Source organism: Nocardia sp. NPDC051990 (assembly GCF_040680755.1).
Classification (GTDB): Bacteria; Actinomycetota; Actinomycetes; order Mycobacteriales; family Mycobacteriaceae; genus Nocardia.
Map to the genome: position 1 here is coordinate 79,848 of NZ_JBFAXH010000015.1, position 23,551 is coordinate 103,398.

The following is a 23,551-nucleotide window of genomic DNA, read 5'->3' on the forward strand; positions in this document are numbered from 1 at the left end:
TGATTCCGCTGTTCGCGGTCGGGGTGTTTCTAGCCTTCACCATGTCTCAGGCTGGGATGGTCGTGCACTGGTGGCGCAAGCGTGGCCCGCGATGGCGCCGCAGCCTGGCTTTCAACGCGGTCGGTGCGGCGCTGTCCGGCACGGTCTTCATCACGGCTGGTATCACCAAGTTCACCTCGGGCGCATGGGTTGCCGTGATCACGGTTGGGCTGTTCATCCTGCTCGCGCTCCTAGTCCGGCGCCACTACGATGTGGTCGGTCCTGCTACCAAGCTGGAGCTCCACACGATCGAGGTGCCGAAACAGTCGCTTGCCCAGCGGATCAGGGAACGCGGAGAGGAACTGTCCCGCGCCCCGGCCAGCGAGCAGGAGGCTGTAGGGGAGGTAGAGCAGATACCGGAGGAGGTCCATCATCTGGTGGTCGTCCCTGTCGCGGTCCTGGATGTGACCGCGATGCGGGCGCTCGCCTACGCTGCGTCGCTGGAGCAGCCCGTCCTCGCGCTGCACGTCAGCCCGACTGAGAAGGAAGCAGAGCGATTCCGTGACTACTGGCGACTGTGGGGTGCCCATCTGCCCCTGGAAGTCGTGGTCTCTCCCTATCGCGCGATCGTCGCGCCGCTGATCGACTACCTCGAGGCGCTCCACCGACAACGTCGAGATCTCACACTGACGGTGATCCTGCCTGAGATCGTGGTATGCCACTGGTGGTATGGCATTCTGCACAACCGTGTCGCTCCCCGCCTGCGCCGCGCACTGCGTCACCTGCCGAAGATCGTCATCACCACAATCCCGTTCCACGTGGCGGGTTGACATCGGTGCATGCAGCGCTCACCGCGTACCCGGCGCGCTGATTCACCCCGAGATGTCTGGGTATACGCCGTGTGTGAGATGACTGCATCGTGAGCGAGAACACAGTGAAATCGACGATGGGCCATCTGCCTGGTGCGTCGACCGTCAAGGGGGTGTACGACATTGTCCCGGACACGGTCGGCGCCGTTTTGTCACGCTCGCGCCGGACGGCGGTGTACGCCGGGGCCAGTCTGCTCGGCGCAGGGGGTGTGATCGACCGGCCGGCGGCCGCCGCGGAAGCCGCCATGGTCCGGCTGATCCAGTTGCGGCAGCGAGGCTCCGATGGAAGCGGAGCTTCGACGTCCGAGGCTGGTCAGGCCCAGCGTTCCACACCGCGAGCGTCGGTTGAGCGTCAAGCGACGATGAAGTCGCCTCAGGTTGTGGTGGTTGCTTGCAGAAGTCGGCGTCGCGAAGCCAGGCTGATTATGAGAGATGTTGCCGGGCAAGGATTTTGCGCGCGTTCCCGCGTGACTGCGGGGCGAGGGTGCCGTAGATCGAGGGTGTGAGCAATGATATCGACACCCTCGCCACTGCACTGTATGTCACTACCGACGACCTGTTGACCGCCCGCCCGGATCTGCGGCCGTGGCGACCGTCGACCGGGTTTGCCCCACGGTTGACCGACGCCGAGCTGGTGACCCTGGCGGTGATGCAGGCCCTACTCGGGTTCACCTCCGAAGCCCGCTGGCTACGTTGTGCCCGCACCCATCTGCGACACCTGTTCCGGTACCTGCCTCAGCAGCCCGGCTACAACAAGCGGCTCCGCAACGCCGCCGGGTCTCCGGGCGACGTGCTACCCGAGGGCCCGTTCGCGGAGTATCCCGGGTACCTGGTGTCGGATCCGGCACCGGCCCCAGTCGTCCGAGTCACCGCCATCACCTACCGCAACCGCGCGATTCTGCCGACGTGCAGCATGGGCATCCCGATGGACATAGTGTTCCCGCAGATCCAGATGGCGGCGAACTTCAAACGCGCTCTCGTGCAGGCCAGGCTGCCCTGGCCGACGTCCTCGTCAAGCTGGGACCCTGTATCTCGGCCAACGAGGACGACGAGACCTTCGATCTCGCGCCGGAGGCCGCGGCGCGCTTCTTCTTCAACGACTGCGACCCCACCGATATCGCGCTCGCGCTCCGGCTGCTGACCCCCGAACCGAATGCACCCGCGACGTGGGAGCGGGCCGTATCTGGTCGTTGACTAGTGCGGTGACGACGAACGTTCACGGTGTTCGTTGGAAGATAGGCTCGGCGTGATGGCCGAGGATGATTTGACGATTGAGCTGACGCGGGACCAGGCGTTGGTGTTGTCCGAGTGGCTTTCTCGCGTGATTGGTACAGCGGTCTTCGATGGTCTGGTGGAGCGGGACCGGGCGGTCTGGTCGCCGCTGTACATGATCGCTGGGACGTTGGAGACCTCGTTGGTGGAGGTCTTCGCGCCGGACTACGCCACCCGGGTGGAGGCGGCGCGGGAACGGCTGCTGGAAATGCTCTCCAGCGGCGCGCATTTCGAGAACAAGCCCGAGAAGTGATCGATGCCATCTGGCACAACGACACGATCGGCGCAACGATCCTTCGCAGCCTCACCAACTACGACCACTAACCTTGGAATCAGCCGTCTAGCGTGGCTTCGGATCAGGCGAGTTGCCGGTCGACCGCCGAGGGCTCCAGGATCTCCTGGATCACCATGACAGCGGCGCCGATGACGCCCGCCTGATCTCCGGTTTGCGAGTGGACGATTCGCAGATTCTCGGTAGCCAGGGGCAGTGATCGCCGGTAAATGGATTCGCGGATGCCCGCGAGCAGCAGCTCGCCCGCCTGCGCCAGGCTGCCGCTGATCACGATCAGTGCCGGATTGAACATGTTGACGCATGTCGCCAGCACGTCGCCGATAGTGCGGCCCGCCGCGCGCAGGATCTGGCCCGCAACGACATTGCCGCTGCGGACGATGTCGACGATTTCGGCGTTGGTTTCGACGGGGAACCCTTTTTCTCGGAGGAGGGCGGCGATCGCGCCGCCGCCGGCGATCGCTTCGAGACAGCCGGTATTGCCGCAGCGGCACGGGACGTCGGGGGAGTTGTGCCCAGGGATGTGGCCGATGTCGCCCGCCGCGCCGGCTGTGCCACGATGCAGCCGGTAGTTGCTGATCAGGCCCGCGCCGATGCCCGTGGCGATCTTGACCAGGATCAGATGGTCCACGCCAGGGTAGGCGGTGCTGTGCTCGCCGAGCGCCATGAGGTTGACCTCGTTGTCGACGAGCACAGGGACGTCGAAGTCGGCGCGCACGCGACCGGGCACGTCGAACCCGTTCCAGCCCGGCATTATCGGAGGATTGGTCGGGCGGCCGGTGGCATGTTCGACCGGACCGGGCAGCCCGATGCCGACGCCCGCGACCTGCGATACGGGGATCTCCAGCTCGGCGAGCAGAGCCTGCCACTGCTCGACCAGGCTGGCCAGGACGGTATCGGGGCCGTCGGAGATATTGAGCGTCAGCCTGTGCACGGCCAGCGGTGCGCCCGTGAGATCGTTGACGGCGACCACAGCGTGGGTCGCGCCGACCTCGGTGGTGAGCACCACGCGCGCGCGGGTGTTGAAGACGAACAGGTCGGCCGGTCGCCCACCCGTTGATATGCCGCTGTCCGCTTCGGCCACGAGGCCGGCATGCAGGAGCATGTCCAAGCGGGTGCGCACGGTGGAGCGGGACAACCCGGTCGCGGAGGACAGTTCGGCGCGTGTGCGCGGTCTCCCGTCCCGCAGGAGTTGCAGCAGGTGTCCCGGTGAGGCTGCGTTGGTAGCGAGTGCTTCGGCCACCTATCAAGTTAATCAGACCGTAAGAACTATGTGGGATTGGCGACCATCTTGTATCCAATCACTAGCCAATAGATCTGATCTGCCAACAATAATGGGCCGCCGGAAGACGCTTTTGCAAAAAAGAATCAGACTTCTGCGTTGACCCTGTCATAAGTGACCATCTACGGTCTGTGCATGTGGGACATAGGAATCAATACCTGGGTGTGGACCTCGCCGCTGACCGATCGTGACGTGGCCGAGTTGGCTCCGAGGATCCGCGATTGGGGCTTCGATGTCGTGGAGTTGCCCATGGAATCTCCCGGCGACTGGGACCCGCACCGGATGGCGGATCTTTTCGCGGAGATCGGTCTGAAGGCATCGCTGTGCCTGGTCATGCCGCCGGGCAGAGACCTTCTCGACCCCGACTTGGTCGAGGAGACGCAGGATTACCTGCGGCGGGTCGTGGACGCGGCGCACATCGTCGGCAGTCCGGTGGCGGCCGGCCCGGCATACAGCTCGGTCGGCCGCACCTGGTGGATCGCGGACAGGCCGTCGCTGTACGCGAAGTTGCGGGCCGGTCTCGCCCCCGTCGTCGAGTACGCGGCGTCGAAGGATGTCCGCATCGCGGTGGAGCCGCTGAACCGGTACGAGACCAGCGTGCTCAACACGGTCGAGCAGGCGCTGGAGGCGCTGGACGGGCTGCCCGAGCGGGGGTGGGGTCTCGCGCTGGACACCTATCACATGAATATCGAGCAATCCTCTTCTGCCGCAGCGGTTTCGGCTGCGGGCGCGCACATCGCCCATGTGCAGGTAGCCGGGAACGACCGGGGTGCGCCAGGCCGGGATGGTCAGGACTGGGCCGGGTTCCTGCGCGTGCTGGCCGACACGGGCTATCGAGGTCCGCTGTGTGTCGAATCGTTCACGCCGGAGATTCCCGCGATCGCCACCGCCGCCCGCGCGTGGCGACCGGTGGCAGCGTCGCAAGACGCTCTCGCCATCGACAGCCTGCGGTTTCTACGCTCTACCATCGCCCGGCTCGACGGCTGAGTGCCCGTTCCGCCGAGCCCAGGCACACGAATTGTCGCCGAGATTCATACTTTTGATTGACAGTCGACAAAACTGCCCATACCGTTCGCCATATGAATGTGACGCACAGAACAGTGGTAGCCGGCAGTGGCAGCGTCGGTTCCCCCACGGTGCGAGCGGCGGTGGTGGGCGCGGGATTCATGGGCCGGGTGCACGCCGAGTCCGTGCGGCGCGCGGGCGGTGCAGTCGTCGCGGTCGCATCGAGCAGCCCGTTCACCGTCGAAGCGGCTGCCGAGACACTGGGCGCCGACCAGGGCTACCCCAGCGTGGAGGCGCTGCTGTCCGCTGCGGAGATCGATGTGCTCCATGTCTGTGCGCCGAATGCCGTGCACGCCAGCGTGACTCGCGCCGCGCTGGCCGCCGGTGTGCACGTGATCTGCGAGAAGCCGCTCGCGACCGGAGAAGACGATGCGGCCGCTCTGGTCGCGGCAGCGGCCGGAAAGGTCGCCACCGTGCCCTTCGTCTACCGGTTCCATCCGATGATCCGCGAGATGCGGGAGCGGCTGGCCGCCGGCGAGGCGGGGTTCCTGTCAACGATCAGCGGCGGCTACCTGCAGGACTGGCTGTCCGAATCGACCGATGACGACTGGCGGGTCGACGCCGAATTGGGCGGCCCGTCACGGGCCTTCGCCGATATCGGCTCGCACTGGTGCGATCTGATGGAATTCGTCACCGGTGATCGCATCGCGCGGTTGTCTGCGCAGACCGTGGTGGTCCACGAGCGGCGCGCCACGACTACGGAAGACGTTGCGACGGTGCACTTCACGACCGTCTCCGGCGTAGTCGGCACCGTCCTCGTATCGCAGGTCGCCGCGGGCCGCAAGAATCGCCTGCACATCGAGGTGTCGGGCACGGAAACGAGTTTCGGCTTCGACCAGGAAGACCCGGAACGGCTGTGGGTGGGACGGCGGAAGGGCAATCTCGTGCTGCTGCGCGATCCGGACACGCTCTCCGCCCCGGCCGCCCGGTACTCGCGGCTGCCCGCCGGACACTCGCAGGGGTATCAGGACTGCTTCGACGCCTTCGTCGCCGACACCTATCGCGCGATCCGCGGAGAGGAGTGTGCGGACGGGCTGCCCACCTTCGCGGACGGGCTGCGCGCTGTCCGCATTACCGATGCCGTACTGCGATCGGCCGCCGACGGCGGCGAGTGGACCGAGGTGGTCCCATGAGCGAGGTGTTGGTCCGGTTGGAGGGAATCGCCAAGAGCTTCCTGGGCGTCCCGGTATTGCGCGGCGTGGACCTGGACCTGCGCGCGGGTGAGGTGCACGCGCTGATGGGGGAGAACGGCGCGGGCAAGTCGACACTGCTGAAAGTACTGGCGGGCGTGCACCGGCCGGACTCCGGCCGGATTCTGATGGGGGACAACGAAGTCGCCTTCTCCGCACCCCGCGACGCGCAGGCGGCCGGCATCGCGATCATCCATCAGGAACTGAACCTGCTGCCCCACCGGACCGTTGCGCAGAACGTCTTCCTGGGGCGCGAACCTGTGAAGCGCGGCAGGGTCGACAGGCGAGCGATGGAGGCCGAGGCTCGGCGGCTGCTCGAGTGGCTGGGGGAGGAAGACATCGAACCGGCAGCCGAGGTGGCCGGACTGTCCGTGGCGCAGCGGCAGGTCGTGGAGATCGTGAAGGCGCTGTCTACCGACGCGACGGTGCTCGCGATGGACGAGCCGACCGCGGCGCTGGCCGAGCAGGAGGTCAAGCTGCTGTACGACCTGGTGGCCCGGCTGCGGGAGCGCGGGATGGCGATCCTGTACGTGTCGCACCGGATGCGCGAGGTGTTCGACCTCAGCCAGCGCGTCACCGTGCTGAAAGACGGTGCGTTCGTGGCGTGTTCACCGACCGGCGAGCTGACCTCGGACCAGCTCGTTCGGCAGATGGTCGGCCGCCCACTCGCAACGCTCTATCCGGAGCGGGCGGCCGAACTGGGGCATGTCCGCATCGCCCTGTGCGGCGCGGGCAACAGGCGGGTTCGCGACCTGACCTTCGAGGTGCGTGCGGGGGAGATCGTCGGCCTGGCCGGGTTGCAGGGATCGGGGCGGTCGGCCATCGCGCGGGCGATCTGGGGTCTGGAGCCGTTCACGAGCGGCGTCCTCGAGGTGGACGGCAAGCCGACGCGAATCTCGAACCCGCGCAGCGCGGTTCGCAATGGAATCGGATTCGTCACCGAGGACCGCAAGGGCGACGGGCTGGCGTTGCGGCAGTCGGTGCGCGACAACGCGCTGCTCGTGCGCCGCGCTGCGCTGAGGGGGGCGGCGGCGCGGCGGACGTCGGACCTGACGGAGCTGCTGAGTTCGGTCGCGGTCGCGGCGCGCGGCCCGCATCAGGAGGTGCGATACCTGTCCGGTGGCAATCAGCAGAAGATCGTACTCGGCAAATGGCTCGCGGTGCGGCCGCACATCCTGATCGTGGATGAGCCGACGCGAGGTATCGATGTCGGCGCCAAACAGGCTGTCTACCAACTACTTCGCGACTTGGCGGGTGACGGTGTGGCTGTCCTGATGATCTCCTCCGAACTGCCCGAGCTGATCGGCATGAGTGATCGGATCCTCGTCATGCATGAAGGGGCCCTGGTGGGCGAGTTGCCCGCCGGTGCGTCCGAAGAGGCCGTCATGGGACTGGCCACCGGCCACGGGATCGGAGAGGTCGCATGAGCACGGTGGCGGAGAAGATCCCGGTCGTGCGCCGCGCCTTCGTGCCACGGCGAAGATTCGTGTTCACGCCGACGGTATCGGTGTATCTGGCGCTGGCGGCGCTGCTCGTGATCGGCAGCATCCTGGTGGGCATGCGGGGAGGGGTGCTGCTGGATGAGGGCGGCATCTTCAACATCCTCACGCGCAGTACGGTATTGGGCCTGGTCGCCGTCGGACAGACGATGGTCGTGATCACCGGATCACTGGACCTGTCGGTGGCCTACCTGATCGGACTGTGTTCGCTGGTGGCCGCGCAGACCATGGCGGGCCGGCCCTCGATGGTCGTGCCCGGCGTGGCGGCAGCCCTCGCGGTCGCGGCATCCGTTGGGCTGCTCAACGGATTGGTCATCACGGTGCTACGGGCGAACGCCTTCATCGCCACCCTGGGTGTCGCGCTGATTCTGCGCGGATATCTGCAGGAGAATTACACCGGCCCCGCGGGCAGCGTCCCACGCGCTTTCGAACACCTCGGATACGACCGGATCGGCCCCATCCCGCTCGCAGCATTGCTGATGCTGCTGAGCGCGGCCGGTGCGTGGTGGTACATGCGACGCACCCGGACCGGCTACCACATGTACGCCGTGGGTGGCGATATCGAGGTCGCCCGGATGTCCGGTGTTCGGGCGTTCCGCACCATCATCACCGCACATGTGTTGTGCGCGTTGATGGCCGGGCTGGCGGGGGTGTTCCTGGCCTCGCGCCTCGGCTCGGGTGCACCGTGGGTCGGCACCGACGCGGGCTACGACCTGGAGTCCATCGCCGCCACGGTGCTGGGTGGTGCGGCGCTGAGCGGCGGCCGCGGTGGTGTCATCGGCACTGTCGGCGGTGTGCTCATCCTCGCGACCCTGGACACCGTCTTCGATGACCTCGCCGTCGACCCCTTTTTCAAGAACGTTGTGCGCGGTGTCGTGCTGATCATGGCGGTGGCGCTGTACGCCCGCCGCATGCTTTCGAGGAAGGCATCATGAGCGTGAAGTGGCGCCCAAGACTCGCCGAAGGCACCGCGCCGGTGCTGACGATCCTCGTAATCCTGCTGGTGGCACTGGCATTCGCCGGCACCGCGTACACCGAAGCGGCCGGTTATCTGGCATTGCTGAAACGGGCTGCGCCCCTGGTGATTCTGGCGATCGGACAGTATTTCGTCGTCGTATCCGGCGGCTTCGATCTCTCGGTTGGGTCGCTGGTGACCGCCGAGGTCGTGATCGCGGCCCGGCTGATCAACGGCGACGACGGCAACACCGCCCGGGTGATCGTGTTGTTGCTCGGTTTCGGCGTCCTCGTCGGCCTGGTGAACGGGCTCATCATAACCAGGCTGCTCGTACCGTCGTTCATCGTGACTCTCGGAATGCTGCTGATCCTAGATGGCGCGGTATTCCTGTGGACCGGTGGCGCTCCGCGCGGTGACCTGTCGCCGTCGTTCCGGACACTTGGTCGTGGCAGCTTCGATTTCCCGCTGCTCGGGCAGGTGCCCTGGTCGGTGTTCATCCTGATCCTGGTGCTCGCCGGCGCGGTCGTGTTCATGCGCAGCGGCACCGGGCGAACGCTGGTGGCGGTGGGCGACAACGAGCAGACGGTCCGGCTCGCGGGTGGCCGAGTCGACCGCCTACGCCGGCTGGCGTTCGTACTGTCCGGATTGCTCGCCGCGCTGGCGGCGATCCTCCTGGGCGGATTCGCCGGAGTATCAGCGCAAATCGGGCGCGGTCTGGAGTTTCGGGCCATCACCGCCGTCGTGCTCGGCGGCGTGCTCCTCGGAGGAGGCCGCGGCTCGGTCGTCGCTGCTGCGGCGGGCGGGGTGTCGCTGGAAGCGATGTTCTCGCTGTTGCATCTGCTCGGTGTATCCGGCGGGCTCGAATCGGCCGTGCAAGGCGTGATCATCATCGCGGCCATCGCCTACGCCGCGCACGGCGCGAGCCTGCGACGCCTACTGCGATTCCGCAAACCGGAACCGGCCCTCACCTAGACCGATCTCACGCAGTATCAAGGAGAAACATCAATGAGAACCACTTGGGCCATCGTGGCAGCGGCCGCCGTACTCGCACTGGCCGGGTGCTCCAGCGACCTACCCGACAAAGGCACGGGGAACACCTCCGAATCCGCGGCGAAGTCCGAGTTCTTCGACCGTGGCGAGTTCGATCGCCAGCTGGCCTTCCGCACCGCCCAGCCGGTCGGACTGGACGGCGGCGACTCGCACGACAAGCCCTGGGAGCAGATGCTCGATCCCGCGATGGTCGACACCGCGAAATACGCCAAGCCGGGCGGCGATTACAACCTGTGCTTCTCCAATGCCTCGGTGAACAACCCCTGGCGGCAGGTGGGTTTCAAAACCATGCGTGAAGAAGCCAAGCTCCACCCCGAGATCGGGAAACTCACTGTGTTGGACGCGGGAGCCAAGGACGACAAACAGATCAGCGATATCCAGTCGTTCGCGACCCAGGGGTGCAGCGCGCTGATCATCTCACCCAATACCACCGCGACGCTGACCCCGGCCGTGGAGGCGGCGTGCAACACCGGCGTTCCGGTCATCGTCTTCGACCGCGGCGTGAAGACCAATTGCCCGGTGACGTTCATCCATCCCATCGGCGGCTACGCCTTCGGTGCGGACGGCGCGGAGTTCCTGAAGCAGAAGGTGCCTTCTGGCGGAAAGATCCTCGCGCTGCGGATCCTTCCGGGCGTGGACGTGCTGGAGCAGCGGTGGGCCGCAGCCGATCAGGTCTTCGCGGGCAGCGGGCTCGACATCGTCGGCGTGGAGTTCACCGACGGTGACGCGGCCAAGACCAAGAGCATCGTCTCCAGCTATCTGCAGCGCCAGGGCAAGATCGACGGCATCTGGATGGACGCGGGCCAAACCGCGGTCGCCGCCGTCGAGGCGTTCCAGGACGCGGGCGTCGCGCTGCCCGCGATCGTCGGCGAGGACCAGCAGGACTTCCTGCGCATGTGGAACAAGGAGAAGCTGACCGCCGTCGCCCCCACCTATCCGGCCTACCAGTGGCGCACGCCCGTGATCGCGGCGCTGCGGATTCTGGAGGGCAAACAGGTTCCGCGGGAATGGGTGCTGCCGCAATTGAAGATCACCAAGGACACGCTGCCCAACTACATCAAGGCGGATATGCCCCCGCTGCACTACGCCATGTGCGGTTGCGAGGCCATGCCGGGCTATCCGGCTCCGTGGAAGTGACACAGGTAATCCCGGAGGAGTTGGACCTATGAGCCGGCCAGTCACCTTGTTCACCGGGCAATGGGCGGATCTGCCGTTCGAGGAAGTGTGCCGCCTCGCTGCCGACTGGGGCTACGACGGACTGGAGATCGCATGCTCGGGCGACCATTTCGATGTCGGCCGGGCGATGACGGAGAGCGGATACATCAAAGAGAAGCTCGCTCAGCTGGAACGCTACGGGCTGAACGTGTACGCGATCTCCAATCACCTTGTGGGGCAGGCCGTCTGCGACGACCCGATCGACTTCCGGCACCGAGCGATTCTGCCGCACCGGATCTGGGGCGAGGGCGAACCCGAACGCGTCCGGCGACGCGCCGCGTCGGAAATGGCCGACACGGCGCGCGCCGCCGCGATGCTGGGGGTGGACACCGTTGTCGGATTCACGGGCTCGAAGATCTGGAAGTACGTGGCGATGTTTCCACCGGTCCCGGGGGAGGTGATCGATGACGGCTACACCGACTTCGCGCGGCGCTGGAACCCGATCCTCGACGCCTTCGACGACGTGGGCGTGCGCTTCGCCCACGAAGTGCACCCGTCCGAGATCGCCTACGACTACTGGACGACCACGCGCACCCTGGAGGCGGTCGACCACCGTCCCGCGTTCGGACTCAACTGGGATCCCTCGCATTTCGTCTGGCAGGACCTCGATCCCGTCGCCTTCATCCTGGACTTCGCCGACCGCATTTACCACGTCGACTGCAAGGACACGACGAAGCGATTCGACGGCCGCAACAGCCGCCTCGGCTCGCACCTGCCGTGGGCGCACCCCAGGCGCGGATGGGATTTCGTATCGACCGGCCACGGCGACGTGCCGTGGGAGCAATGCTTCCGGGCACTGAAGGCCATCGGATATTCCGGCCCCATCTCGGTGGAGTGGGAGGACGCCGGAATGGATCGCCTACGGGGCGCCCAAGAAGCCGTCGGGTTCGTGCGGAGTTTGCTGTTCGAGCCGCCGGAGTCGACGTTCGACGCAGCGTTCGCCCGTACCGACGGAGCTTGATGAGGGGCGGTCGAACAGTCCACCCATCAGACTGCACAGGTGGACTGTTCGATCGAAACCTATAGGGCCACTATGAGATTCATACTATGGCCCCATAGCTCATGCACACCGAACGTCGCCACGGAGCCTCCGCCGACCGAATTTCTGAACAGCTTGCTGTTGATGATCTGACTGACCGGTGCGTGCTCGCGAGCTGATCGAACTCCACATACGTCGGCCCCAGCCGTACGATGATCCGCCGCGCCACAAGGGAATACGGTCCGGCGAGCCCGTCGTGAACGGGCAACCAGGCGAAGTGCATTGGCGCGAGAGCCAGCAGACGTGCGGCTCCATCCATCGCGATCATATTGCCGCCGCCGAGGCGGCTCTTACCATGAAATCGCAAAGCTGGTCAATCCGATTCCGGCAGTGGTCATTAGTGTGTAACGCGCCGATGAGTGTGCCCATATTTGGGTGCTCGATGTCATCGAATCATCCTGTGCCATAGGTAATCTCGGCTTCATGGTGTCCTATTCGACGCGTCTCGATATGCAGCGGTATGCCAGTCTCCGTATGGCTCGCTACGCTCCGCGGACGTATTGCAGTTGGGCGGTCGCCAACTGGCGGTCTCGACTCGAACGGCAGTTCAGGCGCGGCCCCGTCGCCGAGGACACGCAATCGCCGGGGAGGGCGAATCTGTGCCCGGTGCTGCCGATCTCGGAGCGGGCAGTGACGCGGTTGGGTAACCACGGGGTGGACTACGAGGCCGTGGCCGCGTCCCTGGCCGAAGGCGATCCGCTGGTCGAGGAGATCGTCCGGGCGGTTGCCGACCGGGATGAGGCCGACGACCTGTATGCCGAGACCGCAGTGACCTTCCTGGCCGTGCACCTGCTCGTCCGCCGGACCCGACTGTCGGCCGATCGCACACCCGCGCAAGAGAATTCGCACGTGCGTGCGGCTGTCGCGATCATGCGTGAGCGGTTCGCCGATCCGCTCACCTTGGCCGACATCGCGGGCGAGGTGCACCTCAGCGTCTACCACCTGGTGCGGGTCTTCAAGGAGGCAACCGGGGAGACACCGCACCGATACCTCACCCGATTACGGATCGCTGAGGCGAAGCGACTCTTACATGACACGGATCTGACGATCGCCCAGATCGCGGCGCGGTGTGGTTTCGCCAGCCCCGGCGCGCTGTCGACCGCGTTCCTACGGCACACCGGGGCGCGTCCCTCCGCGTATCGCAATTCTTGACCGTTACACCGCAATCTCGAGCATTGGGTGACGGAGGTACTGATTGTACCGTTCATCCGAGGTAGAGATCGAACTCGGCGAATACCAGGTCAATTCGTGGAGCCATGAACATCGAACAGCTCCCCGAATCCGCGCTGGGAGGCGGTAGCGTTGAAACCAACGGTAATGCGTGGGAAATCCAGTACACCCCCGGGGTGGCGCCGAATCGGTTACAGTGCCGGTGATTTCGTGGTGCTGGCCATCGACTTCGAGCTGACCAGCCGAGTGGAGGCGGGGTTTCGCGATCTCATCGCACTGTTCCCCGAGCCGTTGACGGTGTGGCAGGCCGTCCAGCCTCCAGCCGGGTCGCCCACCGGCGATTACATCAGCTGGTGGAGTAATCGGCTCGATACTGCGAACGCCGATATCGTCGCCGTGATGGGATATTGCGCGGGCAGCATCTTCGCCTCGGCGATGGCCGATGAGATCGAGCGCCTGCGCGGGCGACGACCACGCACCGTGGTATTCAATCCCGGGCGGCCGAGCAGGGATTCGGTGGATCGCGATTTCCGCGCGGTCATCGGGTCGCTGTCGCCACTGTCGATCGCCGAGCGAGCGGAGGTGATCGACCAGGCTGAGGCCATTCTCACGGACTGGGATCGAGACGTGGGCGCCGCGCTCGACCGATTGCTCGCCCTCTATTGCGCGCAGGCCGGGATCGCCTTCGACCGAGCGGGCGTGGCAGCGGACGTCGGGCAGCAACTGGTCGACGTATTCCGGTCTTACACCGCCTATTTGCGTGCCGCGCACCTGATTACGCCACGTTCGTCCTGGTCCGCCGCGACGGCGGTCTGTTCGGTCGAAGGCGACGGGGAGCCGGGTTTCGCCGAGCGGACGATTCCGATCATGGAGCGCAGACAGGATCTGCTGCGTTCCGCGACGGCCGCACAGACGGTGTTCGAACTGCTCTCGGAGGTGTCGGAGTGGTGACCGGGACCGCACCCGCGGTACCGAACCACCTGACCGTCGCCGAGCTGTTCCAGCAGCGCGTGGCGCGGTCGCCCGAGGCGATTGCGGTCGTTCACAAGGGAATTCGCCTTACCTACGGTGCCCTCGACGAGCGCTCGATGCGGCTCGCGCATCGCCTGCGCGCGCACGGGGTGCGCCGCGGGGAGCTGGTGGCGGTACTGCTGGACAGTTCGATCGATCTGATCGTCGCGGCGCTGGCCGTCGTTCGATCCGGTGCGGGCTATATCCCGCTGAGCGTTCGTGATCCGCTGCCGCGGATCGAATCGATTCTCCGCGACGCGGGTGCCGGGTTCGTGCTCACCGATGATCAGGTGCCCGACGCCGGCCGGGCGCGCATCCTCCGTATCGGTGACGAGGCCGACAACCCCAGAGGGACACCGGGAGCGGCGTCGCCGCCGACACCGCACGACATCGCCTACGTTATCTTTACCTCCGGTTCGACGGGGCGCCCGAAGGGCGTCGTCATCGAACATGCCGCGCTCGCCACCTATCTGAGCCGGGCCATCGAGACGTATCCGGGCCTCGCGGGGCGGGTGCTGCTGCATACCTCACCCTCCTTCGATCTGGCGGTGACCAGCATGTTCGGGCCGCTCGTCACTGGCGGCACAATCGAGATCACGACATTGGACACTGCGGCTGGCGGGCCGGGCCCGTCGTTGCTGAAGGGCACGCCCGCCCATATGACGTTGCTGCGCACCGAATTTCCACACTGTTCGCCCACTGCGGACCTCGTCGTCGGCGGTGAAGCGCTACTGGCGTCGACGGTGGACGCCTGGCGCCGCGACAATCCCGGGGTCACGGTCTACAACGAATACGGCCCGACCGAGGCAACGGTCGGCTGCTGCCTGCACCGGATACCGCCGGACACCGTGCTGGAGCCGGGAGCGGTTCCGATCGGCCGCGCCTTCGACGGCACTGAGCTCCGGACGCTCGATCCCGAGCTGCGTCCGGTCACCGTCGGCGAGTTGTACATCGCCGGTGCTCAGCTAGCGCGCGGCTACCTCGACATGCCGGGCCGGACGGCACTGGCCTTCGTGGCCGATCCGTTCGGGCCATCCGGATCGCGGATGTATCGCACCGGCGACCGGGTGCGCCGCCGTGGCGACGATCTGCTCGAGTTCGTGGAACGCATCGATGATCAGGTCAAGATCAACGGAATTCGCGTCGAACCGGCGGAGGTCGCCGATGCGCTTGCCCGCGCCGACCAGGTGGCGGCGGTGGCGGTCACCGCGAGAGCGCAGGCCGGCGCGCGCCGACTCGTCGCCTATGTTGTTCCCGCCGCGGGCGCGGCCCTCGACACCACCGCGCTGCGCGGATATCTCCTGGAGCGGGTGCCGACGCATCTGGTGCCCGCATCGATCGTCGTCGTGGACACGCTGCCACTGAACACCAACGGCAAGGTCGATTTCCCGGCCCTGCCCGACCCCGGCGACCCGTACTCCGAATCCAACGCCGACGCACGGACCGCACCGGAAACGGTGCTGTGCCGATTGATCGCCGACCTCGTCGGCGTCGAGACCGTTGGCATCGATGACGACTTCTTCGCGCTCGGCGGTACCAGCCTGGATGCCGCGCGACTGGTCACCCGCGCACGCCGGGACGGGCTCGCGCTCACCCTCACCGATGTTCTCGACAAACGAACCGTGCGCCGGTTGGTCGAGCCGTAATCGGCCCGCCGGCGTCCAAGGAGGACTGGATGATTCCGATACCGCCGATCGACGTGACCGACCTCGATCCGATCTCCGGATACCTCGAGGACAACGGGTCGACCACCGCGATGATCTATCCGCTCGCCGACAGTGTCGCCGATCCGCTGTCCTGGCTGCGGCGGCACCGTGATCGCATCGAATCCGCACTGCATCGGTACGGCGCGGTGCTGCTGCGCGGTCTGCCCACCGACATGCGGCTGTTCGAGGAGACGGTCGCGCTGATCGGGGGCACCGCGCTGTCCTACACCGACCGCTCCACGCCGCGGACCCGGATCGGCACGAATATCTACACCTCCACCGAATATCCACCCGATCAACGCATTCTGATGCACAACGAGAACTCCTATGCCGACACCTGGCCGGGGCTGCTGTTCTTCCTGTGCGAGACACCGGCCGACGAGGGTGGTCATACGCCCATCGCGGACAGTCGAGCGGTGTTCCGGCGCCTTCCCCAGGATCTGCTGGACCGATTCGCCGATGGCGTGCGCTACACCCGGACCTACCGTGACGAGCTCGGCCTGGGTTGGCAGGAGGCCTTCCAGACCGATTCCCGCGCGCAGGTCGAACGCTACTGCTCCGACCACGATATCGACTACGACTGGGACGGGTCGTTGCTGCACACCAAAACAACGCGGCCCGCGTGGCGCGACGACCCATGGGACGGCGTCCCGGTTTGGTTCAATCAGGCCAACCTGTTTCACGTTTCCGCGCTGGAGGAGGAGATCCGCGAGGCGTTGCTGGCCGCCTTCCCGGAAAAGGAGCTGCCGCGCAATGCCTACCTCGGCGATGGCAGTCCGATCTCCGAGGCGGATCTGGCGCACATCGAGCAGGCCTACAGCGACTGTGTGCTGACCCTGCCGTGGCACCGCGGCGATCTGCTCATCGTCGCCAATATGATTGCGGCCCACGGTCGTACGGCCTATCGCGGTACGCGGCGCATCTGGGTGGCGATGGCATGATCGACGAACTGACCGGCAGCGCCGATAACAGCCCGCAGGACGAGCTGGAGCGGTCGATCGCCGAAATCTGGTCGCAACTGCTTGGCGAAGCCCCGGGGAACCACGACGGATTCTTCGACAGCGGCGGCGATTCACTGCTCGCCATCCGGCTGCTGAGCCGGGTCGAAGCACGTACCGGCCGTGCCGTCGAACTTCCGGAATTCCTTCGTCGACCGACCGTATCCGGTTTGGCCGCCGCACTGCGCGCGGCCGCGAACACCGATGTCCCCGCGATCGAGGCTCGCGGTCTGGCTTCAGCGCGAGTGTCGTTCGGTCAGTACCGGCTGTGGTTCATGCAGCAGCTGGAGCCGGACAGCACGACCTACAACGTACTGTGGGCGGCCCGGATCATCGGTGCGCTGGATCTGCCGAGATTACAAGCCGCCCTGGATATCGTGGTCAGCCGGCACGAAGCCCTGCGCACCTGTTTCGTCGATCGCGCAGGCGTGCCCGAGCAGATCGCGACGGCCGATTGCCGGGTCCGGATCGAGGTCGATGATGTCGCGCCGGAGGATATCTCGGAGCACATCGACCGATTCGCCGCGCAGCAGTTCGATCTGACGCGAGCGCCGCTGCTGCGCCTGGCCATCGCCCGGCTGGCCGCCACCCACCATCTGCTCGTGGTGAACATGCACCACGCGGTGACCGATGGCCGCTCGATGGAGATCTTCGCACGGGAATTGTCGCTGTGCTATAACGCGTTCGCCGTGGGCAGTACACCGAACCTGCCGGATCTGCCGGTGCGGTACGGCGACTACGCCGAATGGCAGCGCGACCAGATGGCCGCGGGTCGCTGGAACGATCACATCGCGTTCTGGCGCACCGAATTGGCCGACTGGCCACTGGTACTGGACCTGCCCGCCGACCGTCCGCATCCGGAGATCCGCAGATCACACGGTGCCACGATGCCTTTCGTGATTCCGAATGCCGCTGGAATCAGAGCCACCGCCCGCCGGCTCGGCGGCACCGCGCATATGATCTTGATGACTGCCTTCCAGGCGGCACTGGCCCGGATCAGCGGTCGGGAACGATTCGTCGTCGGGACCGCGGTCGCCGGTCGGCCGGTCGTCGCTGTCGAGAATGTGATCGGCTTCTTCGTCAATACCATTCCGGTCAAAGCCGATTGCTCCGGAACGCCATCGCTGCCGGAATTATTCGACCGCGTGCGTCACCAGCTGCTGCGCGCGTACGAGCATCAGGATCTGCCGCTGGATCAGATCGTCGACGCCGTTCGGCCGCCTCGCGATCCGGCCCGCACACCGCTGTTCCAGACCGTTCTCACCTACGTTCCCGATGCCATCGCCCACCTGCGCCTCGGCTCCGCCGAGGCCACGACCCACGTGGTGCTCCCTCGGGTATCTCGCGTGGATCTGCTGATCGAAGTCATCGACACCACAGGCACTTTCGACGCGGTGCTCGAATACAACACCGATCTGTTCGACCGCAGCACGGTCGAGAAGTATCTCGCCACGTTTCTCGAGGAGCTCGACGCATGGACTCGCTAGCAGGTAACGACACCAAGGCCCTGGTCGACCGGGTCGCGCGCGTGTGGTGCGAGGTGCTCGACATCCCGGAGGTCGACATCTGCGACAACTTCTTCGATCTCGGCGGTACCTCGTTCCAACTGCTGCTGTTGAAGGCCCGGTTGGACATCGAATTGGCCACCGCCAGCGAATTGGTCGACTTCTTCCGCCACCCGACGGTGGCGGAGCTGGCCGAACATGTCTACCGAAAGGCACACTGATGCGCGGCGACGATATCGCGATCGTCGGTATGGCGGGCCGGTTCCCCGGCGCCGCCGATATCGCCGAATTCTGGCGGAATCTCGTGGACGAGCGAGAGTCCATCGTCATGTCGAGCGACGGGTCGGGTGCCTACGGTGTGCTGGCCGATATCGATATGTTCGATGCCGAGTTCTTCGGATTTCCGCCCGCCGAGGCCGAACTGCTCGATCCGCAGCACCGGCTGTTTCTCGAATGCGCCTGGCATGCACTGGAGAACGCGGGCTGCCCGCCCGACCGTTTCGGCACCGAGACCGGCGTCTTCGCCTCGGCGAGTCCGAGCACCTATCTCCTGCACACGCTGTTATCGCGATACCGCGATGCCGGGCCCACCGAGCAGCATCGCATCCTGCTGGCCACCGATAAGGACTATCTGGCGACGCGTACATCGTACAAATTGGATCTGCAGGGGCCCAGTATCGGTGTACAGACCGCGTGTTCGTCGTCGCTGGTCGCCGTGCATCTAGCCTGCCAGAGCCTGCTGGCGGGCGACTGCGGGGTGGCCCTGGTCGGTGCGTCGGCGATCGATCTGCCGCAGGCCGCCGTCGGGGAGCATGTCGACGGCGCCATCGTGTCCGCCGACGGCCGGTGCCGTCCGTTCGACGCGGCCGCCTCGGGCACGGTCCGCGGGAACGGGGTGGCCGCGGTGGTCCTGCGTCGAGTGAGTGACGCTGTGCGCGACGGTAATCGGATTCGCGCGGTGATCCTGGGCTCGGCGGTCGTCAACGACGGTCGGCGCAAGATCGGATATGCCGCGCCCGGATGGGACGGGCAGGTGCGTGCGGTATCGCAGGCCCTCGCCCGAGCCGGCTTGGCCAGCACCGAGATCGGATTCGTCGAGGCACACGGGACCGGAACGCCGATCGGCGATCCCATCGAGCTGTCGGCTCTCGCCGAGGCCTTCCGCCTGCGTCGCGACGGCGACGCCGTCGGGTCGTCCCTGCTGGGGTCGGTGAAATCGAATATCGGGCACCTGGACGCCGCGGCCGGTATCACCGGACTGATCAAATCGGTTCTGGCGGTCGAGACCGGAACGGTGCCCGCCACCCTGCATTTCACCGAGCCGAACCCCGAGTTCGATTGGGAAACAGCACCGTTCACCGTGAATCCGAAGACCGTCGAATGGCTCGCGAACCGGGCCGAGCGCCGGTGCGGCGTCAGTAGTCTCGGCATTGGCGGTACCAATGCGCATGTGGTGCTGGGGGGTTGGGATGAGCCGCCACGCCGATCGGCGCATCGGAGTTCCCATGTGGTGACCCTCTCGGCGCAGTCGGCCGCGGCCCTCGACACCGGTCTGCGTGACCTGCACCGCCACCTCGACCAGCATCGCGACCTGAATCCGGCGGATGTCGCCTACACCACGCAGATGGGCCGCAGCGCGCTGCGCCACCGGGCCTTCGCCCTCGTCGACCCCGCGTCGAATCCGGCTGACGTCGTGGGCGCTTCGACCCCGGTCGACCGCGGCGGACCGATCGGGCTGGCACCGAAGATCTCATTCCTGTTCCCGGGCCAGGGGGCCCAGTACCAGGGGCTGGGGCGGGAGCTGTGGCCCGATTTCGAGATCTTCCGCGAGGAACACGACCGGTGCTTGGATCTGCTGGCCCTCGCGACCGGAATCCCGTTGCGGGAACAGCTTTTCGGTTCGGAGCCGGCCGAGTTCGGCAATACGGTGCTGACCCAGTCCGCCGTGTTCGCCGCCGAATTCGCGCTGGCCCGGACCTGGCAGCGGCTGGGCGTCGGCCCGGACACCATGATCGGGCACAGTCTCGGCGAGATCGTAGCCGCGACGATCGCCGGGGTGCTGTCGGTCGAGGACGCCGTCGTCCTGGTTGCCACCCGGGCCGAGCTGATGCACCACATGCCGGCCGGGGCGATGCTCGCGGTCGGGCTGTCCGAGGCGGCCGTCGCGCCGCTGTGCGCCATGGGAGCCGATCTCGCCGCGGTGAATTCGGCGGAATCCTGCGTGCTGTCCGGGCCGATCGAAGTGCTTGCCGCCGTCGAGAAGGCAGTGATGAATGGGGGTTCGGCCTATCGCAGGCTCGATGTCGCTCGCGCCTTCCACAGCCGGATGACCGACGAGTGCCTCGAGGATCTGCATGCGGCCCTGTCCCGCATCGAATTACGCCCGCCCACAATACCGTTCGTCTCGAATGTGACGGGTGACTGGATCACCGACGAACAGGCGACCAGCCCGGACTACTGGGTCGAGCAGACCAGGCGAACGGTCCGGTTCGCGGACGGGTTGGCCACAGTATTCGCCTCGGCGCCGGATGTGGTCGCCGAAATCGGTCCTGGCCGGGTGCTGAGCAAACTCGCACTGCGGCATCCGAACCGGCCGTCCGGGCTGCCGGTGATCGCTACTCTCCCGAACGCCCAGGGCGACGAATCCGAGGCCGTGTGCCTGCAGCGGGCGTTGGCCCGGGTCTGGACCCTCGGTGGTGACGTCGACTGGGCGGTGCTGTGGAACGGGGATGCGCAGCTGGTCGACCTGCCCGGCTATCCCTTCCAACGCAACAGATATTGGCCGAGCGAGGAGCCACTGGTGAGCGATACGACCCGGGTGATCGCGCCCGCCGCGCAGCAGTCGGCGATGTCGAACGGGTATGCGCCCGACGAGCTGCGGGCACAGGTGCGGGCCGCCTATACCAAGTCGCTCGGCACGGAACTCGACGATACGACGAATTTTTTCGATATCGGTGATTCACTGGTCGCGGTGCAAATCGTGCTGGATCTGCGCGCCACGACGGGCAGGGAACTGTCGCTGCGGGAGTTCGTGAATCACCCGACGGTCGAAGAGCTCGCGACCCTGTTGTCCATCCGCACAACCGAATCGGCATCCGACAGTGCCTCGGCCGCGGTCTGCGAGCGGGTGTCGCCGACGGTCGCGCCGCCGGTGACGGTCGGCCGGCGGGATTCATCGGATCCCCAGTTCAGCATCTTCTTCTTCTCGGCCGCCTCGACCGAAGGCAACCGGTACGGACTCGTCCAGGCCTGCGCCCGGCGGGCCGACGAGCTCGGGTACACCGCCATCTGGACGCCGGAGCGGCATTTCCACCAATTCGGGGATCTGTTCCCGAATTCGGCCGTGCTGTCCGCCGGGCTGGCGACCATTACCGAGCGCATCCATTTGCGTGCGGGCAGCGTCGTCGCACCGCTGCATCATCCGGCGCGGGTGGCCGAGGAATGGGCGATCGTCGACAATCTCTCCGGCGGCCGGGTCGGCCTGGGCTTCGCACCCGGCTTCCTGCCACTGGATTTCGTCTTCGGTCAGGCGAGTTATCAACGTAAGCAACAGGTCACCCTGGATCGGATCGAGCAGATCAGGACGCTGTGGCGCGGCGACACGATCGAGGATGTAAACGGTCTTGGCGAACGAGTGCGGTTGCAGACCTTCCCGCGCCCGGTACAGCCGGAGTTGCCGGTCTGGCTGACGGTCTCCGCCAATCCCGAAACATTCGCCACCGCAGGACGTTCCGGATTCAACGTACTGACCGCGTTGATCAACCTCGACCCGGCCGACCTCGAATCACGCATCGCGGCCTATCGGAAGGGCCGGGCCGAGGCGGGCCTCGATCCGGCCGCGGGGACGGTCACGCTGATGGTGCACGCCTTTCTCGGCGAAGGCGACGACGACGCCGTGCGCGCGGTGGTCGAGGGGCCGTTCCGCGAGTATCTCTGGGCCAATTCCGAGATCCTGAAATCGGCGGCCAAGGCCTTGCTCGACAACCTCGATTTCGACAAACTCACCGCCGATGATCGGGAAACGTTGAAGGACTTCGCCTTCCGCCGATACTGGGAGTCGAGCGCGCTACTCGGCGGTGCGTCGACCTTCGCGGCCCGGGCCCGGCACCTCGCCGATCTGGGCGTGGATGAGATCGCCTGCCTGATCGACTTCGGTTTCGACGAACAGACCGTGCTCGGCGGTCTGGAGCGTATCGCCGAGACGATGGCATTACGGAGCAGGACGGGGGCGTGATCCAGCTCGCACCCGTGCGACCGTGGCCGCCGCTGATCTGGGTCTTTCTCGGCGGCCAGTCGGTCTCACTACTGGGTGATGCGCTGTCGTTGTTCGCGATTCCGCTGCTCACACTGGAACTGACCCGCAGCCCCCTGGTTTCTGGACTGTCGGCGGCCTCGGTCACCATCGGTTACATCTGTGTCGGGCTGCCGGCCGGGGTGATCGTCGACCGCAGTGATCCCTGGCGGGTAATGGTCGCGATGGATGCGGTGCGCGCCGCGGTGTTCACCGCCTTGGTCGTCCTGTCGGCCTGCGGCGCGCTGACGGTATGGCTGCTGATCACGCTGGCGCTGCTGGCGGGTTCGGCGCAGGTTTTCTTCGCGACCGCGTTCATGGTGGCGGTCCGCGACATGTTCGCCGACGCCGACCTCATGCGGGCCAACACGATGACCGAAGCCGCGAATCAGCTGGCATTGGTACTCGGTCCGGTCACTGTCGGTGCGCTTGCAGCCACCGTCGGCCTGCGCGGGGCGCTGCTGGTCGATGCCGCCACGTTCGTGATCTCGTTGGCAACGCTGCTCTCGGCCCGGCGTTGCATCCGTGGTCCCGAGTTGTCGCGGTCCGCGCCGTGGCCGTTGGCGATGTTCGGCGAATTTCGCGACGGACTGCGCTATCTCCTGTCGGTCCGGGTGCTCGTCGTGTTGACCGCCACTCAGATGGCGGTGAATTTCGCTCTGGCGGTGGAGAATCTGCTCATCTTCTTCGCGAAGGATACCCTCGCACTGACCACTACCTCGGTCGCTGTGGTGATGGCCGGCGGCGGGGTCGGCGGGGTGCTCGGTGCGCTGTGCGCGCCGTGGGCCGCCCGGCGCTTCGGGCATATGCGGGTAATGGTGGGCGGTCTCGTACTTGCGGGAATCGCCATCGGTTCGATGTGTGTGACCGATTCGCTCGCGACGCTGTTGATCGCCAACGCGACGTACCTGTGGGCGGTGGTGTTGGCGAGTCTGGTGAACCGCACCGAGCGTCAGCGGATCGTGCGCCGCGACATGCTCGGGCGGGTGACCGGCACGGTGAAATTCATGTTCCTGGCGGTGGGGCCGCTGGGTGTGGTGGTGATGGGCAGCGCGACAACGGCACTCGGCAACGATCCGCGGCCGGTGTTCCTCGGCGCCGGGCTGCTCGCCGCGAGTGCGGCGGTGGTGGCGTGGTTCGCCGGTCTGCGTGCAGTGCGTATCTAG

Annotated in this window: 19 protein-coding genes and 1 pseudogene; 19 read left to right on the forward strand and 1 reads right to left on the reverse strand. The window is 66.2% G+C overall.

What is annotated here, in order from left to right; genetic code table 11:
• Positions 1–62 precede the first annotated feature (62 nt).
• The 4 genes and pseudogenes from AB0L63_RS24185 (at position 63) to AB0L63_RS24200 (ending at position 2,373) form a co-directional block, all read left to right on the forward strand.
• Positions 63–809, forward strand: a complete 747-nt coding sequence (locus AB0L63_RS24185) for a hypothetical protein (RefSeq protein WP_364504896.1) — start codon at positions 63–65, stop codon at positions 807–809.
• 688 nt (positions 810–1,497) lie between these two features.
• Positions 1,498–1,710, forward strand: a pseudogene (locus AB0L63_RS24190) (hypothetical protein); the annotation flags it as partial.
• 44 nt (positions 1,711–1,754) lie between these two features.
• Positions 1,755–2,042 (forward strand): hypothetical protein, encoded by a 288-nt coding sequence (locus tag AB0L63_RS24195; protein WP_364505086.1) that lies wholly within the window; start codon positions 1,755–1,757, stop codon positions 2,040–2,042.
• 55 nt (positions 2,043–2,097) lie between these two features.
• On the forward strand, positions 2,098–2,373 hold the full coding sequence (locus tag AB0L63_RS24200) for a hypothetical protein (RefSeq protein WP_364504898.1): 276 nt from the start codon (positions 2,098–2,100) through the stop codon (positions 2,371–2,373).
• A 103-nt stretch (positions 2,374–2,476) separates the two neighbouring features.
• Here the strand turns inward: AB0L63_RS24200 and AB0L63_RS24205 are convergent, their stop codons facing one another.
• The gene (locus AB0L63_RS24205; protein ID WP_364504900.1) at positions 2,477–3,652 is read right to left on the reverse strand and encodes an ROK family transcriptional regulator; all 1,176 of its coding nucleotides are present in this window, start codon (positions 3,650–3,652) and stop codon (positions 2,477–2,479) included.
• Positions 3,653–3,805: 153 nt separating this feature from the next.
• Here AB0L63_RS24205 and AB0L63_RS24210 point away from each other — a divergent pair, with 153 nt between their 5' ends.
• The 15 genes from AB0L63_RS24210 to AB0L63_RS24280 all read left to right on the forward strand — a co-directional run bounded on the left by AB0L63_RS24210 (position 3,806) and on the right by AB0L63_RS24280 (position 23,551).
• Positions 3,806–4,678 (forward strand): sugar phosphate isomerase/epimerase family protein, encoded by an 873-nt coding sequence (locus tag AB0L63_RS24210; protein WP_364504902.1) that lies wholly within the window; start codon positions 3,806–3,808, stop codon positions 4,676–4,678.
• A 92-nt stretch (positions 4,679–4,770) separates the two neighbouring features.
• The gene (locus AB0L63_RS24215; protein ID WP_364504904.1) at positions 4,771–5,889 is read left to right on the forward strand and encodes a Gfo/Idh/MocA family oxidoreductase; all 1,119 of its coding nucleotides are present in this window, start codon (positions 4,771–4,773) and stop codon (positions 5,887–5,889) included.
• Positions 5,886–7,373: a sugar ABC transporter ATP-binding protein gene (locus AB0L63_RS24220; RefSeq protein ID WP_364504906.1), complete on the forward strand. Its 1,488-nt coding sequence runs from the start codon at positions 5,886–5,888 to the stop codon at positions 7,371–7,373. Before AB0L63_RS24215 ends, AB0L63_RS24220 begins: the two co-directional genes overlap by 4 nt.
• Positions 7,370–8,380 (forward strand): ABC transporter permease, encoded by a 1,011-nt coding sequence (locus tag AB0L63_RS24225; protein WP_364504908.1) that lies wholly within the window; start codon positions 7,370–7,372, stop codon positions 8,378–8,380. The genes AB0L63_RS24220 and AB0L63_RS24225 overlap by 4 nt, the downstream gene beginning before the upstream one ends.
• On the forward strand, positions 8,377–9,372 hold the full coding sequence (locus AB0L63_RS24230; protein ID WP_364504910.1) for an ABC transporter permease: 996 nt from the start codon (positions 8,377–8,379) through the stop codon (positions 9,370–9,372). Before AB0L63_RS24225 ends, AB0L63_RS24230 begins: the two co-directional genes overlap by 4 nt.
• Before the next feature lie 33 nt (positions 9,373–9,405).
• Positions 9,406–10,587, forward strand: coding sequence for a substrate-binding domain-containing protein (locus AB0L63_RS24235; protein ID WP_364504912.1), 1,182 nt, complete (start codon positions 9,406–9,408; stop codon positions 10,585–10,587).
• Positions 10,588–10,615: 28 nt separating this feature from the next.
• Entirely contained in the window at positions 10,616–11,626 is a 1,011-nt protein-coding gene (locus AB0L63_RS24240) for a sugar phosphate isomerase/epimerase family protein (protein ID WP_364504914.1), read from the forward strand.
• Positions 11,627–12,334: 708 nt separating this feature from the next.
• Positions 12,335–12,856, forward strand: a complete 522-nt coding sequence (locus AB0L63_RS24245) for a helix-turn-helix transcriptional regulator (RefSeq protein WP_364504916.1) — start codon at positions 12,335–12,337, stop codon at positions 12,854–12,856.
• 150 nt (positions 12,857–13,006) lie between these two features.
• The gene (locus AB0L63_RS24250) at positions 13,007–13,825 is read left to right on the forward strand and encodes a hypothetical protein (RefSeq protein ID WP_364504918.1); all 819 of its coding nucleotides are present in this window, start codon (positions 13,007–13,009) and stop codon (positions 13,823–13,825) included.
• Positions 13,822–15,531 (forward strand): non-ribosomal peptide synthetase, encoded by a 1,710-nt coding sequence (locus AB0L63_RS24255; RefSeq protein WP_364504920.1) that lies wholly within the window; start codon positions 13,822–13,824, stop codon positions 15,529–15,531. Before AB0L63_RS24250 ends, AB0L63_RS24255 begins: the two co-directional genes overlap by 4 nt.
• Positions 15,532–15,560: 29 nt before the next feature.
• Positions 15,561–16,532 carry a TauD/TfdA family dioxygenase gene (locus AB0L63_RS24260; protein ID WP_364504922.1) on the forward strand — a complete coding sequence of 324 codons (972 nt, stop codon included), beginning with the start codon at positions 15,561–15,563 and terminating at the stop codon, positions 16,530–16,532.
• Positions 16,529–18,076: a condensation domain-containing protein gene (locus AB0L63_RS24265; protein WP_364504924.1), complete on the forward strand. Its 1,548-nt coding sequence runs from the start codon at positions 16,529–16,531 to the stop codon at positions 18,074–18,076. The genes AB0L63_RS24260 and AB0L63_RS24265 overlap by 4 nt, the downstream gene beginning before the upstream one ends.
• Positions 18,064–18,315 carry a phosphopantetheine-binding protein gene (locus AB0L63_RS24270; RefSeq protein WP_364504926.1) on the forward strand — a complete coding sequence of 84 codons (252 nt, stop codon included), beginning with the start codon at positions 18,064–18,066 and terminating at the stop codon, positions 18,313–18,315. The genes AB0L63_RS24265 and AB0L63_RS24270 overlap by 13 nt, the downstream gene beginning before the upstream one ends.
• Positions 18,315–22,328 carry a MupA/Atu3671 family FMN-dependent luciferase-like monooxygenase gene (locus AB0L63_RS24275; protein WP_364504928.1) on the forward strand — a complete coding sequence of 1,338 codons (4,014 nt, stop codon included), beginning with the start codon at positions 18,315–18,317 and terminating at the stop codon, positions 22,326–22,328. Before AB0L63_RS24270 ends, AB0L63_RS24275 begins: the two co-directional genes overlap by 1 nt.
• On the forward strand, positions 22,325–23,551 hold the full coding sequence (locus AB0L63_RS24280; protein WP_364504930.1) for an MFS transporter: 1,227 nt from the start codon (positions 22,325–22,327) through the stop codon (positions 23,549–23,551). The genes AB0L63_RS24275 and AB0L63_RS24280 overlap by 4 nt, the downstream gene beginning before the upstream one ends.